The 13,924-nt window shown below is 62.6% G+C and carries 13 protein-coding genes and 1 tRNA gene; 5 read left to right on the top strand and 9 right to left on the bottom strand.

The features are described 5' to 3' along the window. Positions 1-48: 48 nt before the first annotated feature. Positions 49-2,283, bottom strand: a complete 2,235-nt coding sequence (locus KLP40_RS11475; protein WP_215593920.1) for a GEVED domain-containing protein — start codon at positions 2,281-2,283, stop codon at positions 49-51. Positions 2,284-2,485: 202 nt separating this feature from the next. On the opposite strand from KLP40_RS11475, the gene KLP40_RS11470 reads away from it, so the two are divergent. Continuing rightward, entirely contained in the window at positions 2,486-3,292 is an 807-nt protein-coding gene (locus KLP40_RS11470) for an SDR family oxidoreductase (RefSeq protein WP_215593919.1), read from the top strand. 215 nt (positions 3,293-3,507) lie between these two features. On the opposite strand, the gene KLP40_RS11465 is transcribed toward KLP40_RS11470, so the two are convergent. Then, the gene (locus tag KLP40_RS11465; protein ID WP_215593918.1) at positions 3,508-4,107 is read right to left on the bottom strand and encodes an SH3 domain-containing protein; all 600 of its coding nucleotides are present in this window, start codon (positions 4,105-4,107) and stop codon (positions 3,508-3,510) included. Positions 4,108-4,302: 195 nt separating this feature from the next. Here KLP40_RS11465 and KLP40_RS11460 point away from each other — a divergent pair. Then, a tRNA-Lys gene (locus tag KLP40_RS11460) sits at positions 4,303-4,378 on the top strand. A 139-nt stretch (positions 4,379-4,517) separates the two neighbouring features. Here the strand turns inward: KLP40_RS11460 and KLP40_RS11455 are convergent. Then, entirely contained in the window at positions 4,518-4,757 is a 240-nt protein-coding gene (locus tag KLP40_RS11455; protein ID WP_215593917.1) for a hypothetical protein, read from the bottom strand. A gap of 299 nt (positions 4,758-5,056) precedes the next feature. On the opposite strand from KLP40_RS11455, the gene KLP40_RS11450 reads away from it, so the two are divergent. Continuing rightward, entirely contained in the window at positions 5,057-6,205 is a 1,149-nt protein-coding gene (locus KLP40_RS11450) for a CaiB/BaiF CoA transferase family protein (RefSeq protein WP_246558784.1), read from the top strand. A 108-nt stretch (positions 6,206-6,313) separates the two neighbouring features. After that, a complete protein-coding gene (locus KLP40_RS11445; protein WP_215593916.1) occupies positions 6,314-7,153 on the top strand; it encodes a hypothetical protein in 840 nt (279 codons plus the stop codon). 156 nt (positions 7,154-7,309) lie between these two features. Here the strand turns inward: KLP40_RS11445 and trpS are convergent, their stop codons facing one another. The 6 genes from trpS to KLP40_RS11415 form a co-directional block, all read right to left on the bottom strand. Then, the gene (gene trpS / locus KLP40_RS11440) at positions 7,310-8,287 is read right to left on the bottom strand and encodes a tryptophan--tRNA ligase (protein WP_215593915.1); all 978 of its coding nucleotides are present in this window, start codon (positions 8,285-8,287) and stop codon (positions 7,310-7,312) included. A gap of 10 nt (positions 8,288-8,297) precedes the next feature. Next, positions 8,298-8,933 (bottom strand): hypothetical protein, encoded by a 636-nt coding sequence (locus tag KLP40_RS11435; RefSeq protein ID WP_215593914.1) that lies wholly within the window; start codon positions 8,931-8,933, stop codon positions 8,298-8,300. 23 nt (positions 8,934-8,956) lie between these two features. Further along, the gene (locus KLP40_RS11430; RefSeq protein WP_215593913.1) at positions 8,957-9,706 is read right to left on the bottom strand and encodes a queuosine precursor transporter; all 750 of its coding nucleotides are present in this window, start codon (positions 9,704-9,706) and stop codon (positions 8,957-8,959) included. Positions 9,707-9,802: 96 nt separating this feature from the next. Beyond that, a complete protein-coding gene (locus KLP40_RS11425) occupies positions 9,803-10,720 on the bottom strand; it encodes a ribonuclease Z (protein ID WP_215593912.1) in 918 nt (305 codons plus the stop codon). A 164-nt stretch (positions 10,721-10,884) separates the two neighbouring features. Continuing rightward, positions 10,885-11,259, bottom strand: coding sequence for an STAS domain-containing protein (locus tag KLP40_RS11420; RefSeq protein ID WP_119655602.1), 375 nt, complete (start codon positions 11,257-11,259; stop codon positions 10,885-10,887). 101 nt (positions 11,260-11,360) lie between these two features. Next, complete coding sequence (locus KLP40_RS11415) at positions 11,361-12,176, bottom strand: DUF4198 domain-containing protein (protein WP_215593911.1); 816 nt, start codon at positions 12,174-12,176, stop codon at positions 11,361-11,363. Between the two features lie 634 nt (positions 12,177-12,810). Here KLP40_RS11415 and KLP40_RS11410 point away from each other — a divergent pair. Then, the gene (locus KLP40_RS11410; protein ID WP_246558783.1) at positions 12,811-13,839 is read left to right on the top strand and encodes a fasciclin domain-containing protein; all 1,029 of its coding nucleotides are present in this window, start codon (positions 12,811-12,813) and stop codon (positions 13,837-13,839) included. Positions 13,840-13,924 lie beyond the last annotated feature (85 nt).

Genomic DNA, 13,924 nt, shown 5'->3' with positions numbered 1-13,924 from the left:
CGACCTGCCGGGCAGGTCGGCCACTCAAAACAAAGGCGGTAACTCAGCTTAGTCGCGCACGAGGCGGCGCACGGCGCTCTGGCCGCGGGTGCCGCGCAGGCGCAGCACGTACAGGCCCCGGGGCAGGTGGCTCAGGTCGAGGCCGGCTTCGAGGCCGGAGCCCAGGCGCAGCTGCCCCTGGTAGAGCCGGGCTCCGAGGGGGCTTTCCACCTCCACTGCGTAGGTATCGGGGGTTCCGGGCTCGGTCAGGCGCAGGAGGCCGTCGGCGGTGGGGTTGGGAAACACGGCCAGGGCGGGCAGGTTCCGGGCCGCCCTGGCCGCCGTCAGGGGCACTACCAGCACGCTGTAATCCTCAATTTCGGTGTTGTTGCGCAGCTGGCTGCCGGTGCAGGGCTGGGCCGTGTTGTTGTCGAGGCGGGCCATGATGCGCATGCGCGTGATGCCGGTCACGTCGGCCGTAGTCGGCACGGCCACCACAATGCTGGTCTGGGTGTAGCTGAGGTCATTGGAAACCAGTTCCGACGAGGCCAGGAACCCGTCCCGGTTCCAGTCAATCCACACGCTGGTTACGCGTTGGTAGGCCGCGTTGGTCGTTACCTGGAGCGTGGAGTTCTGGCCCTGGCGCATGGTCATGAGCTGGCCCGCGTAGTTACCGTAGCCCCGGGGGTCGGCGCCGGAGGTATTGCTGAAGGCGGTGGTCTGGGGCGTTTCCAGGCGCACGTTGGTAATCCAGAAACCGGCGTTGTTGCCGGCGGCCGCGCAGTATTGCAGGCAGGGTACCGTTACCACCACGTAGCCGGGGCGGGTGCTGGTGGTGGTGCCGTAGGCGTTGGTGGCGGCCAGCGACACGGTGTAGGTGCCGGTGGCGGCGTAGGTGTGGCTCGGGTTCTGGAGGGTGCTGGTGGTGCCGTCGCCGAAATCCCAGCGCCAGCTGCTGGGCCCGTTCTGGCTCAGGTCGCTGAACCGGATGCTGGTCTGGCAGCTGCCCGCCACGTAATCGGAGGTGAATTCCGGGGTGGGCGGGGCCACGTTCACGCGCACGGTAAGGGTGTAGTCTTCGGCCTGGCCGTACTGAATGCCCCCGCAGGCCGTAAAGGGCGAGCCCACGAAATCCGACACCACGCGCAGGCGCAGGGGCGTATCGAGCAGGGCCGTGGCCGGAATCTGGAGGGTGCCGGAGGGGTTGATGGTGTTCAGGGCCTCAAACAGCAGCTCCCCGGCGGCAAACACGCCGTCGTTGTTGGCGTCCAGCCACACCCGCGTATCCTGGGGGTTGGCCGGGCCGGTGGTCAGGCGCACGGGATACTGGTTGCCGGCCGTCACTTCCGACTTCCCCGAGCAGGTAAAATCCTCGTAGCCGGCCTGTCCGTTGGCCGAGGCGTTGGTAAAGCTGCCCAGCGTAAACTGCGTGATGCCGTAGCCGCAGCAGTAGGCCGTGGTGGCGGGCGTGCAGGCGGCCGCCACGGGCACCAGGTTGTCGTAGCTGATATAGCTGGGGCGAGCTTTGGTGCTGCTGCCTACGGTATTGGTGGCCGTGAGGGAAACGGTGTAGGTGCCGGCCGCGGCGTAGGTGTGGCGCGGGTTCTGGAGGGTGCTGGTGGTGCCGTCGCCGAAATTCCACTGCCAGCTGCTAGGGCCGTTCTGACTCTGGTCGGTGAACTGTACTACGCCGGAGCAGGTCTGGGTGGGAGTGGCCTGGAAATCGGCCACCGGAGCCTGGGCGCTGCTGGTGACCAGCAGGGCATAATCTTCGGTCTGCGAATACTGGGGCGTGGAGCAGGCCGTGGGCACGGGGGCGTTGGAGTAGTCGGCGGCCACGCGCAGGCGCAGGCGTAGGCCCGTCACGGTGCTGGCGGGCAGGCGCACCGTACCCGTGTGCAGGCGCCTGGCGTTGGAGCTGAATACCAGCTCGGTGGCGGCAAATGCGCCGTCGTTGTTTAAATCGGCCCAGACCCGCACGGTTTCGTCGGCGTTGGGGTTGGTCTGGATGCTGATGGGCACGTCGGTGCCCACGGCCAGGGTAGCCGTCTGGGAGCAGGCATAATCCTTATAGCCGTCCTGGGCCCCGTCGGTGGTATGGTTGAGGCCGCCCAGCGTCACGTTGAATATGCCCATGCCGAAGGCGCTGGTGGCGGCGGGAGCGTTGCCGGGGGTGCAGCTGGCGGCGGCAGGCGGACAGGTCTGGGCCCGCGCCAGGAGCGGGAAAAGCGGTAGGGCCAGGGCCAGCAGGGCCGGGGCGAATCCCGTTTTCCCACCCCGGAGTCGGGGTATAGGTAGGGGCATAACAATCGAGAATAAAAGCGGATGTAAGACGAAGCCCGAAGGTAGCCCAATCCCAAACAAAATGCGCGGTTCCGGCACCGTGATTTTACAGCCGGCGGCCCGGGCGCCGGCCGGCGGGGATACCTGATACGCCGGCTGATTTTGCCGTAGTTTTGCGGCCCCTCATGGGGGGGCTGCGGCCGCCCCGTTTTTTTCTGCTGTTATGAAAGATAAAGTAGTGCTCATCACGGGCGGCACCTCGGGCATCGGTCGGGCCACGGCCCTGGCCTTCGGGCAGGCCGGCGCCCGGGTGGCCATCACGGGCCGCAACGAAGCCCGCCTGCGGGAAACCGCCCAAGAACTCACCCGCCTCGGGATTCTTCACCTAACCATCCGGGCCGATGTGGGCGTGGAAGCCGACTCGGAGCGGGCCGTGCAGGAAACGGTAGCCGCCTTCGGCCGCCTCGACGTGCTCATCAACAACGCCGGCATCAGCATGCGCGCCCTCTTCCGCGACGCCGACCTGGACGTCATCCGCCAGCTGATGCAAACCAATTTCTTCGGCACGGTGTACGCCACCAAGTTTGCCCTGCCCCACATCACGGCCGCGAAGGGCTCCATTGTGGGCATCAGCAGCATTGCCGGCTACCGGGGCCTGCCGGGCCGTACGGGCTACTCGGCCTCCAAGTTTGCCATGCACGGTTTCCTGGAGGCCCTGCGCACCGAGCTGCTGCCCCAGGGCGTGCACGTGCTGCTGGCCTGTCCCGGCTTCACGGCCTCCAACATCCGCAACGTGGCCCTGGCCGCCGACGGCTCCCCGCAGGGCGAGTCGCCCCGCGACGAGCAGCAGATGATGAGCAGCGAGGAAGTGGCCCAACACCTGCTCGCGGCCGTGCGCCAGCGCCGCCGCGACCTGGTGCTCACCGGCCAGGGCAAGCTCACGGTGCTCCTTAATAAACTGCTCCCTGGCCTCGCCGACAAGCTCGTGCTCAACCACTTCCGCAAAGAAGAGCCCGATTTCAGCCTGTAAGGCGTATTGTTGGTTGTTGGTTGTTAGTTTCTGGTTGTCAGTTGTCAGTAAAAGAACGTCATCCTGAGCTTGCGAAGGACCTTATCACGCTCGAACGGGTCGTTATTACGATGTCGTTTTTACGTGATAAGGTCCTTCGCTCCGCTCAGGATGACGTTCTTTTACTGACAACTGACAACTGACAACTGACAACCAGAAACTGACAACTGGTGCCCTTACTCCACCAGGAGCAAATCGGGGCGGCGGATGTAGGCGTCGCGGCCCTGCCACTGCACGCGGTACCAGATGTCCTGGCGGCCACGCACTTCAAACCGGTCCCCGGCGGCGGCAGTGGTCAGCCAGGCGGCCCCGGCGCTGGGGCCGGCCATGAGCGGGGCCCGGGGGCGGGCCACCAAGCCTATCCGCGCCGGGGCCAGCAGGTTCAGAAACAGCCCGATGCTGAGCAGGTAGGCCGCGTAAATGCCCCACCAGGCCCGGTCGGCGGTGCGGCGGCGCAGCCCCAGCAACAGGCCCCCCACAATGGCCAGCATCAGCATGACCTGGAGCAGGCGGTAGTAGTAGCGTTGCAAACCAATGAGCAAGTTCTGCCGCCACGTGTCAGGGTAGCCGGTGAGGCGGTGCTCCTGGGCCAGGGTCACCATTTTGCGCCAGGTGCCGTAGCGGGGCTGCCAGGCCTGGGCCACGCTCAGGTAGTACAACGCTGCCGGATAGTGCCCGAGCGCCTCCTGAATGTAGGCCATGCGCAGCAGTTGCCGGCCCGACTGTACCCCGTCCTGCTCCCGGGCTTGCCGGAACAGTGGGTAAGCCTGCGCCACCTGACCAGCCTGAAACAGAGAATCCGCCTTCTGAAGCGCAGAACTAACTTTTTGGGCCTGAACAGGTTGGAGAACCGTAGTCAGGAATAAGAAAAAAAGGCAGGCTTTTTTACGCAAAACAGTTGCACGATTAAATCTGGGCCTCTACTTTTGTGCCACAATCAGCGAATAACCCCCGCCGGTTGCAAAGTAAAGGATTCTGTAGCTCAGCTGGTAGAGCAATACACTTTTAATGTATGGGTCCTGGGTTCGAATCCCAGCGGGATCACCAAAAACCCTCACTGCGTAATGCAGTGAGGGTTTTTTCTTGCCCGGCTGCGCCCCCGCCGGGCGTTGATACTTTCGCCAGCGTCCGACAGACTATTCCGGGCAGGCGTTGTAGGGGCCATCTGGCCGTCCTGGCGGCATTTTCAGAGCTGTTCGGGCAGCAACAGTACCGGCCGGTGGAAGAACTCTCGGGCGGTACCGCGCGGCGGCTGGAAGTGCTGCTGCTGTTGCACACCGACACGGATTTTTCCCTCCTCGACGAGCCTTTCACCGGCATCACGCCCGTACACCTCGAAACGCTGGCCGAGGAAATCCGCCGCGTGCGGCCCCGCAAAGGCATCCTGCTCACCGACCAACAAGGAAGTGCTGGCCCTCTGCGACATACTCTACCTGCTCCACAACGGCCGCCTGGAACGCTTTACCAACCCTCGCACCGGCCTCCGCGACCGGGGGTGTTTGCTATAGGGGCGAGAGGTGATGAGGTGACAGGTGAGAATGTGAGAGGTAGAAAGAACGTCATTCCGAGCGGAGCCGAGGAATCTCGCATGCTGACATTGTAATGGTAATCCAACGTCAGCACGCGAGATGCCTCGGCAAGCTCGGAATGACGTTCTTTGAAGCAGAACCTCGTATCGTTACTCACTACTCACTACTCACTACTCACTACTCACTACTCACTCCAATGCCTGACCTTCCTTTGCACGGCTTGCGGGTGCTGGAGCTGGCTTCGGTGCTGGCGGGGCCGCAGGTGGGGCAGTTTTTGGCCGAACTCGGGGCCGATGTGCTCAAGCTCGAAGCCCCGGCCGGTGACGTGACCCGTACCTGGCGCACGGCCGCCGAGCCAGCCGATGCCCCCGTGACGGCCTACTTCAGCAGTGCCAACTGGGGCAAGCGCAGCCGCATTCTCGACCTGACTGAGGCCGCCGGCCGGCAGCAGCTGCACGAGCTGGCCGCCACCACCGACATCGTGCTGACCAGCTACAAGCCCGGCGACGCCGAGAAGCTCGGGGCCGACTACGCCACCCTGGCCGCCCGCAATCCGCGCCTGATTTACGGGGCCATCACCGGCTACGGTCCGGCCAGCCCCCGCGCCGGCTACGACGCCGTGCTCCAGGCCGAAACCGGCTTCATGCACCTCAACGCTCCCGGGCCCGGCCAGCTGCCCCAGAAAATGCCCGTGGCCCTGCTCGACGTGCTCACGGCCCACCAGCTCAAGGAAGCCGTGCTGCTGGCCCTCTACCAGCGCGAGCGAACCGGCCGCGGCGCCCGGCTCGAAGTATCGCTCCACGACAGCGCCCTGGCCTCGCTGGCCAACCAGGCGGCCACTGTGCTCGTCACGGGGCAGGATCCGCAACCGCTGGGCTCGGGCCACCCCAGCATTGTGCCCTACGGCACCGTGTACCGGGCCGCCGACGGTACTCAGCTGCTGCTGGCCGTGGGCTCCGACGGGCAATTCCGCCAGCTGTGCACCGTGCTGGGCCGGCCGGCCTGGGCTGCCGATGCGCGCTTTCGTACCAACCCCGCTCGGGTGGCGCACCGTAAGGCCCTGGAGGAATTGCTGGCGGCGCGGCTGGCTGAGGTGCCGGGTGAACCGCTGCTCGCGGAGCTGGCGGCCCGTGCCGTGCCCGCCGGGGCCGTGCGCACCGTGCAACAGGCCCTGAGTTTGCCCGCTGCTCAACCCATGCTGCTGCCGCCCACCGCCAGCTTTCCGCACCCGGGCCTGCGCACGGTGGCTTTCCGCAGCAGCGCCTGGCCCGTGGCTGCCGCGCTCTTGCCGCCGCCCGCGCCGGGCTGCCCGGCGGCCGATGAGCCCGGCCCCGACGCGCCCTAAAACGGCGATTGGTAAACTTCCGGGGGCGGGTTTCGCGTACACTCAGCAGCCGCCTTTTTTTCTCACCTGCGCGCCCCAAAGGGCCGTAGCTCCCACCCTTTACCTCGCATGGAAGACGAAATGCCCCACACCAGCGCCTATTCCGCCGATGCCGACACGCCCGCCGGCACAAAGGAAGCCGCGGACAATAGCGCCAGCACGCCCAACTCCGATGGCAACCGGCCCAACGCTCCCGGCGCACCGGCCGCGTCGCCCGCCGACCGCCTCGACCAGATTTTCGACGGGCTCCGGCAGAAATCCTCTACCAAGCAGGCCATTTACCGCAACACGGTAGCCGCCTTCGATCTGCTGCGGCAAGTATCGCAGGAGCTGGTAGTGGAACTCAGCCGCCGTATCACGCCCGTCGATTCGTCGGTGGTGATTGAGTACCGGCCGGTAAACGAGATGGAGTTTCATATCCGCTTCAGCGGCGACCTGCTCGTGTTCGTGCAGCACTCCAACATCGTCACCTTTGCCGACGACTACGGCCCCATGCCCACCAAATACGTGGCGGGCGACTTCCGGCGGCGGTTTTTCGGCCACATCATGGCCTACAACTTCATGGCCGACAGCATCAAGTACCAGCGCTTCAACGACCCCGGCTACCTGGTGGGCCGCCTGCTCATCAACATCGAGCGGCACTACTTCCTCGAAGGCGTGCAGCAGCTCGAGCTGCCCGACAACGACATGTCGGACAACCCCGTGACCGAGGACGGCCTGCGCCTGTTCGTGGAAAGTGCCATGATTGCGGCCGTCAACAACGACCTGGTGGCCCCACCCATGAGCGAAATCCAGAAAATTACCGTCAAGCAGAAACTCGAAAACCAGCAGGTCAGCCGCGGCAGCAAGCTGGGTTTCAGCTTCTCCCACCAGCAGCAACCCCACACCATCGACGGACTGCCGTATTAAATGAGTGAATGAGTGAATGGACCTGTCATCCTGAGCGCAGCGAAGGACCTTATCACGCTTGAACAGACCGTTTTTACGACATACGTTCAGGCGTAATAGGGTCCTTCGCTCCGCTCAGGATGACAGGTCCATGCACCCATCCGCTCATTCACTCATTCACCGCTTCTGGTAGCCGACCTTCTCGCGCACTTTGTTGAGCACTTCGGAGCCGTAGGCCTGGGCTTTAGCGGCGCCTTCGGCCAGCTTGCGGTCTACTTCGGGCAGGTTGTTCATGTAGAAGTTGAATTGCTCCCGCTCCTGGGCGAAACGGCTCCGGATGACCTCGTACAGGGCCTGCTTGGCGTGGCCGTAGCCGTAGCCGCCGTTGAGGTAGTTCTGGCGCATTTCGGCGGTCTGCTCAGGCGTGGCCAGCAGCGAGAACAGCTTGAAGGTGGTGTCGGTATCGGGGTTTTTGGGGGCTTCCAGCGGGGTGCTGTCCGATACGATGAGCTTGATATTCTTTAGCAGCGCCTTGTCGTCGAGGAAAATGTCGATGATGTTGCCGTAGCTCTTGCTCATCTTCTGGCCATCGAGGCCGGGGATGGTCTGGATCTGCTCATCCACCCGCGACTGGGGCAGCACGAAGGTTTCGCCGTAGCGGTTGTTGAAGGCCGAGGCAATGTCGCGGGCAATTTCCAGGTGCTGCACCTGGTCTTTGCCCACGGGCACAATTTCCGCGTCGTAGAGCAGAATGTCGGCCGCCATCAGCACCGGATACGTGAACAGGCCCGCATTCACGTCGGAAAGCCGGTCGCTCTTGTCCTTGAACGAGTGGGCATTGGCCAGCATCGGGAAGGGCGTGAAGCAGCTCAGGTACCACGTCAGCTCCGTCACCTGCGGCACGTCGGACTGGCGGTAGAACAGATTCTTGTCCGTATCGAAGCCGCAGGCCAGCCAGGAGGCCGCCACGGCGTAGGTGTTCCGGCGCAGCAGCTCGGCGTCGCGCACGGTGGTGAGGGAGTGCAGGTCGGCAATGAACAGCAGGCTTTCGTTGGCGCTGCTTTTGGAGAGTTCAATGGCGGGCAGGATGGCGCCGAGCAGGTTGCCCAGATGCGGGCGGCCGGTGCTCTGAATGCCGGTGAGGATGCGGGACATGGGGAAAAAATTATTGGGTGGTGGCTCGCCAAGGGTCTACCGGGATGAAAGCCTCACCATGGTTGAGTGCTTGGACAGCACTCTGCAGATGATAAATCAGGAGGCGTTTCTCATCCAAGTGTTTCACTAAATCAGCCCGGGGAGCTAGGAAAGGACGAAGTGCCTCTCGGAATTCTTTGCTGGTACCTGTAAGAGCACTGGCGGAAATAGTGGTAAGATTTTGCTGACCGGCGTTTTCTACCAGATAAATAGTTTGCCAAGAGGATCCACCACCGTACATCGTACCATTGCCGCTCATCATCGGGCCACTGGCAATACGATACGAATAAGCATAAAGCATTACTTGGCCGCTGTCGAGTACTTCAGCAAAGCCGCGTGTTATATTTTCACGGCCTTTTTTAATGGAAAATCCGCCGATAGGACGGTATGTTTTTTCGCCTATTCGATAAAACGCTACCTGCGCTAAGTCGAGTTCTTGCTTTTTCTTGTTACCGTCCTTGATTACCAGCGTGTTCTCATTCTGCATCTTGATCCGTACACTATGACGAACCGTTGGCTCCTGGGTGAGCACATAATAGCCCGCATCAAATTGGGCAAATAGCAGCCGGGGAATCAACAGGCTGGCGAACAACAGTAAATAACGCATAGGAAGTGAGTAACGAGGGTTGATTACACTGCCGTATCAGCAGCGGCTTCCTGCTGCAGCTCGCGGGTGGCTTCGTCGCCCAGGTACCGGTCGATGAGGAAGTGGGCGAGGTAGAGCACGGGCGTGAGCAGGATGGCTGCCGCAAATTTATACCAGTAATTGGTGTTAGCCACGCTCAAGACCTGCTCCAGCGTCCAGTTGCCGAACAGGTAGAACGCCACGTACAGCACCACAAACGAATCGACGAGCTGTGACACCAGCGTGGAGCCCGTGGCGCGCAGCCACACGTAGCGCCCCCCGGTGGCGCGGCGCAGCAGCTGAAACACCGTGGCGTCGAGCACCTGCCCGATACCAAAGGCCGTGATGGAACCCGCAATAATGCCCAGCCCCTGCCGAAAAATGCTCTGGTAGGCGAAATCGATGTTGAAAGGCCGTCCCGCGGCATCGGTGTTGTTGACTTCCAGCCAGAAGGCCGCCGGCGGCAGCTTGGTGGTGGCGTAAATCACGCCGAAGGCAAACAGAATCAGCGCTACCGTGAGGTAGCTTACCCGCAGCACACCTTCCTTGCCGAAGTACTCGTTGATGATGTCCGTCGTCACGAACACCACGGGCCAGATGAGCACGCCCGCCGTGAGGTTGCCGGGCAGCCCCAGCAGGGCCTGCACCGAGAAAATCTTCACCCCGATGATTTCGGCCAGCAAAGCATTCACGATGAAGATGCCGCTGAGCACCAGGTACAGCTGCTGCTTTTTGTGGGACAGAGGTGGGGGCATAAGCAGGAAGGGAGAAATCACCGATTGATTTCGGGTACGGCTGCGGCCGTTGGGCTGGTTGGGGGCCCGGCACGGAGCGAGCCGTCGGCCCGGCGCCTACTCGGCCAAGGCTACGGTAAGGCCTTCCAGGGCCAGCTCCGTCCACTCGAACTGGGTGCGCGCCTCGGCCAGCAGGGGCTCCAGGTCGCGGTAGCGGCTGCTGAAGTGGCCGATGAGCAGGCGGTGTACCTCGGCCCGGCGGGCCAGCAGGCCGGCCTGGCGGGCGGTGCTGTGGTGCGTTACGGCGGCCCGCTCGCGCATGTCGTCCAGGAACGTGGCTTCGTGGTAGAGCAGGTCCACGCCGTGCACGAGGTCGGCCAGGCTTTCGGTGTAGAGCGTGTCGGAGCAGAAAGCGTAGCTGCGGGCCCGCTTGGGGTCGGTGGTGACCTGGGCGTTGGGCACCAGCAGGCGGCCGGCGTCGTCGAGCACGTCTTCGCCCAGGGTGAGGGCCGTGAGCTGGGCGGGGGCGAGGCCCTCGGGCAGCTGGTCGGCCAGCAGGCGGCGGCGCTTAGGCTTTTCCCGGAACAGGTAGCCGCAGCAGGGCACCCGGTGGCGCATGGGCAGCGTGTGCACCGTCAGGTTTTTGTCCTCAAAAATCTGGGCGTGCCGGGTGGTATCCACGGCCGTAAATTCCAGCGCGAAGCCCAGGTGGGAGTGGGAATGGCGGAACTGGGTGGTCAGAATTTCATCGAGGCCGGCCGGGCCGAAGAGCTGCAGGGGCTCGGTGCGGCCGGTCAGGTTCATGGTGCCGAGCAGCCCGAAGAGCCCGAAGAAATGGTCGCCGTGCAGGTGGCTGATGAAAATGGTCTGGATGCGCTGGGGCCGGATTTTGTGCTCCAGCAGCCGCCGCTGGGTGCCTTCCCCGCAATCAATGAGGTAGGGCGTGCCGTTCACGCTCAGCACCTGGGCCGTATGGTGGCGGTCCTGGAATGGGGTAGCCGAAGCGCTGCCCAGAATTTTCAGCTCGAACTCCAAAATTTAGCTGTTAGCTACTAGCTGCTGGCCGCTAGCTTGGGCGGAAAAAACAACTGCAAAACCTGCTTGCCGGGCGGCAGAGAGGAATAAAAAAACTGTTGGCTATCAACTATCAGCGGGAAGCTAACAGCCAATAGCCAACAGCTAATAACTTCCAAAAAAAGCTACTCTTTGCTGGTCAGGTCCCGCTCGATGGCGTGCAGGAAGATGCGGTCAATGCCTTCTTCCACCGTGGGCAGAATGTTGAGTACCGACTCCAGTTTGGAGATGGTGATGAGCTTCATCACGTGATCCTGCAGACCGGTCATCACCAGCAGGCCGCCGGTAGAGTTGCACAGGCGGTTGGCAATCAGAATAGAGCTAAGGCCCGACGAATCGGTGTACTTCACGTTGCTCAAATCCAGAATTAAGTTATTGATACCCTCTGCATTAAGCTTCACAAACTCCGATTTCAGGTCGGGCGCGACGGTGGTATCGAGCTTTTTCTCGTCAATCGTGATGATCGTGTAGGTTTCTTTTTTATCTATGGAGTACTTCATACCGCAGGTCGTTCGGTGGTTATGGGAGTTGCGAAGGTAACAAAAAAACTATTCGGGAGTGAACTCCGGGTGAAGCTTCCAAAAAGTCAAACCAATATAAATCAAAGACGCTTTTTTTCCGCTACGGCAAAGGTCAGCGTGCTCCAGGTACTGTGCCAGTCGGCGGTGCTGTCGGCCCGCGCGGGCACCATCCGGACGGCGCTCAGCAGGTACTCGCCCGGGCTGAGCAAAGGTAACAGGAGCCGGCCGTTTTGGTTGCTGTGGAGTTTGACCGGCGCGGCCCGGGCCGGCCGGCTGCGCTGCCACACCTGCACCAGCTGGCCCGCTACCGGCTGCCCCTCGGCCAGCACCCGCACCGTGAGGCTGGCCCCGGCCTGCAAACCGTAGGGGTTCTGCTCCGGCACCAGCTCCAGCGGCAGCCCCACGGGCCGGGCCCAGGCGCGGGCCGTATCGGCGGCGGCGTAGGGGCCGGCCTGCACCAACGTTTTGGCGCAGCGGCGGTAGGCTTCGCGGCCGGGCTGCTCGCTCTGCTGCCGTTGTTCGCGCAACGCCAGCACGTAATCGAGCTGGTAGGCACGCAGGTAACGCGTGAAGTCGGTGGCGGGCAGGGTAGCCGGGGCGAAATTGGTGGTCAGGGCCAGCAAGTGAGTGCCGGGCTGCCGCATCGTCACGGTGCTCTGAATGGTGTCGGGAACTGAAGCAGCAGGGAGCAGGCTGACGGCGGGCTGACCGGGCGCGTAGTGCCAGAACCCGGCGAGGCGGCTGCTTCCGCCGCTCCAGGGGCTGCCCGTGAAGTTCGTGCCGGTCAACCGCCGCAGATGCACCGCCGTGCCTGGCATTATCCAGAAGCGCACCGGCTCCAGCCAGAACTCCCCGGCCAGGGCCGTGCCGGCGGTCAGCAGAAGCGCAAAGGACAAGGCACGCTGCATCAGGAACAGACAGAAAGTTGCCCGCCACCGGAATAACCCGCCGGTGGCGTTACACTGCCCCACCAGACTATGGCTAAACTTCGGTAACCGGGAAGCGGCGCAGAAGCTACCGGGGACATGCGTGTAAGGTGTGATTTTAATGGGTAATTCCCGCAGAGAAACAGTTGGTTTTTTTGCTCCCGCCGAAACCACCCTGAGCTTCCCGGATGTTTTCGGCACGCCTACTCGGGTAGCGAAACCGATGCTGATAGCACCGGCCAGCATCCATTGGCCGGCTTGGCCGGGTACACTGGTAGGAGCAGCGTAAGCCACAGGATACGGAAGTCCCGCCGCTGTGGTCTGCAGGGAGGTAATGAGCCTCTAGTTAGCTTAAAAAGTAGCAGTTGCCAGCAGCGCCACAAAGGAGTGCGTCACTGTATTGCCGCTCGCCGTCCGTAGCGGGAAGCGGGCTGGCGCCTGGGTATAGCTGTGGTCAACAGGTTCATGTATGACCAGCTGCAAAGATTTCTAGCGGTTTTCTCTGCCAATACCGGGTTACATAATTTTGGTCCTGCTGAAACATTCGGGTACAGTGCTGGTAGTATTGCTATTGTTTAATATTTCACCCTTAAAGATTAAACATATGTACGCACCCTCCTTTCCCAATGCCTGGTTGCCGCTTCGGATGCTGTTGCTGGGGCTGTTCGCCTTTAGCAGCCTAAGCCTCTCTTCCTGCGACGACGACGATGATGAGGTAACCGTGGCTCCTGCCCAAAATATTGTGCAGGTGGCGCAGAACAACCCCTCGTTCACTACACTTGTGGCCGCCGTGACGAAGGCCGATCTGGGTGCCACGCTCAGCGGTCCTGGTCCGTTTACCGTGTTTGCGCCCACCAACGACGCCTTTGCGAAGCTGGCGGCCCCCTTCAACAACGCGGCCAACATCACGGCCATTTCCGACGCCAACCAGATTGCCACGCTGCGGGGCATCCTGCTCTACCACGTACTGACTGCCAACGTGAAGGCGGGCGACATTGCCAGCGGCAGCAGTGCCGTCACCACGGCCCGGCCCGCCACGACAGTAGGCGGAACGGCCATTAACGACAACATGCTGTACCTGACCAGCAATGCCACGGGCGTTTTTATCAACGGCAACACCCGCGTGGTGACGGCTGACGTAGCGGCCAGCAACGGCACCGTTCACGCCATTGACAATGTGCTGATGCCGCCCAGTCAAACCATTGCGGCCGTGGTGGTAGCCAGTGCCACCCGTGCCACCAATCCGGAATTTACGCTGTTGCTCGAGGCCCTGCAGCGCCCCGCCGCCGCGCCCATCCTGACGGCCGCCGGTACCCAGGGGGCCAACGTGACAGTGTTTGCGCCTACGGATGCCGCCTTCCGGGCGCTGCTGGGCAATGCCCCGCTCAGTTCAGTATCCGATGCCGACCTGACGGCCATCCTTTCGCGGCACGTCATCGGCACGGGCCGGGTGTTTTCTTCGGATCTGACTGCCGGTACGGTCACGACCCTGGGCGGCCCCGTAACGGTGGCTACTGCCGGTTCGGGCTTCACGGTACGCGGCGCCAGCGGTACTGCTGCCAACATCACCAGCGCTAATATTCTGGCTACGAATGGCGTCATCCACGTCATCGACCAAGTACTTCAGCCCTGATTCGCGGGAGGGTTTGCCTGTTTGATATCTTCCCGGCCACGCCCTGCGTGGCCGGGATTTTTTTATGCGCGCTGCCGACTGAACC

This window comes from Hymenobacter piscis (assembly GCF_018760735.1).
GTDB classification, from domain to species: Bacteria; Bacteroidota; Bacteroidia; order Cytophagales; family Hymenobacteraceae; genus Hymenobacter; species Hymenobacter piscis.
The sequence above is the reverse complement of the archived record's forward strand: the minus strand, read 5'-3'. Positions and strand labels throughout refer to the sequence as shown.

Excerpts from the sequence above, each read along its gene's own strand:
- KLP40_RS11435 (WP_215593914.1), bottom strand. The coding sequence starts at position 8,933 with ATGCGTTATTTACTGTTGTTCGCCAGCCTGTTGATTCCCCGGCTGCTA.
- KLP40_RS11445 (WP_215593916.1), top strand. The coding sequence starts at position 6,314 with ATGGAAGACGAAATGCCCCACACCAGCGCCTATTCCGCCGATGCCGAC.
- KLP40_RS11410 (WP_246558783.1), top strand. The coding sequence starts at position 12,811 with ATGTACGCACCCTCCTTTCCCAATGCCTGGTTGCCGCTTCGGATGCTG.
- KLP40_RS11475 (WP_215593920.1), bottom strand. The coding sequence starts at position 2,283 with ATGCCCCTACCTATACCCCGACTCCGGGGTGGGAAAACGGGATTCGCC.
- KLP40_RS11420 (WP_119655602.1), bottom strand. The coding sequence starts at position 11,259 with ATGAAGTACTCCATAGATAAAAAAGAAACCTACACGATCATCACGATT.
- KLP40_RS11455 (WP_215593917.1), bottom strand. The coding sequence starts at position 4,757 with ATGTCGCAGAGGGCCAGCACTTCCTTGTTGGTCGGTGAGCAGGATGCC.
- trpS (WP_215593915.1), bottom strand. The coding sequence starts at position 8,287 with ATGTCCCGCATCCTCACCGGCATTCAGAGCACCGGCCGCCCGCATCTG.
- KLP40_RS11470 (WP_215593919.1), top strand. The coding sequence starts at position 2,486 with ATGAAAGATAAAGTAGTGCTCATCACGGGCGGCACCTCGGGCATCGGT.
- KLP40_RS11450 (WP_246558784.1), top strand. The coding sequence starts at position 5,057 with ATGCCTGACCTTCCTTTGCACGGCTTGCGGGTGCTGGAGCTGGCTTCG.
- KLP40_RS11430 (WP_215593913.1), bottom strand. The coding sequence starts at position 9,706 with ATGCCCCCACCTCTGTCCCACAAAAAGCAGCAGCTGTACCTGGTGCTC.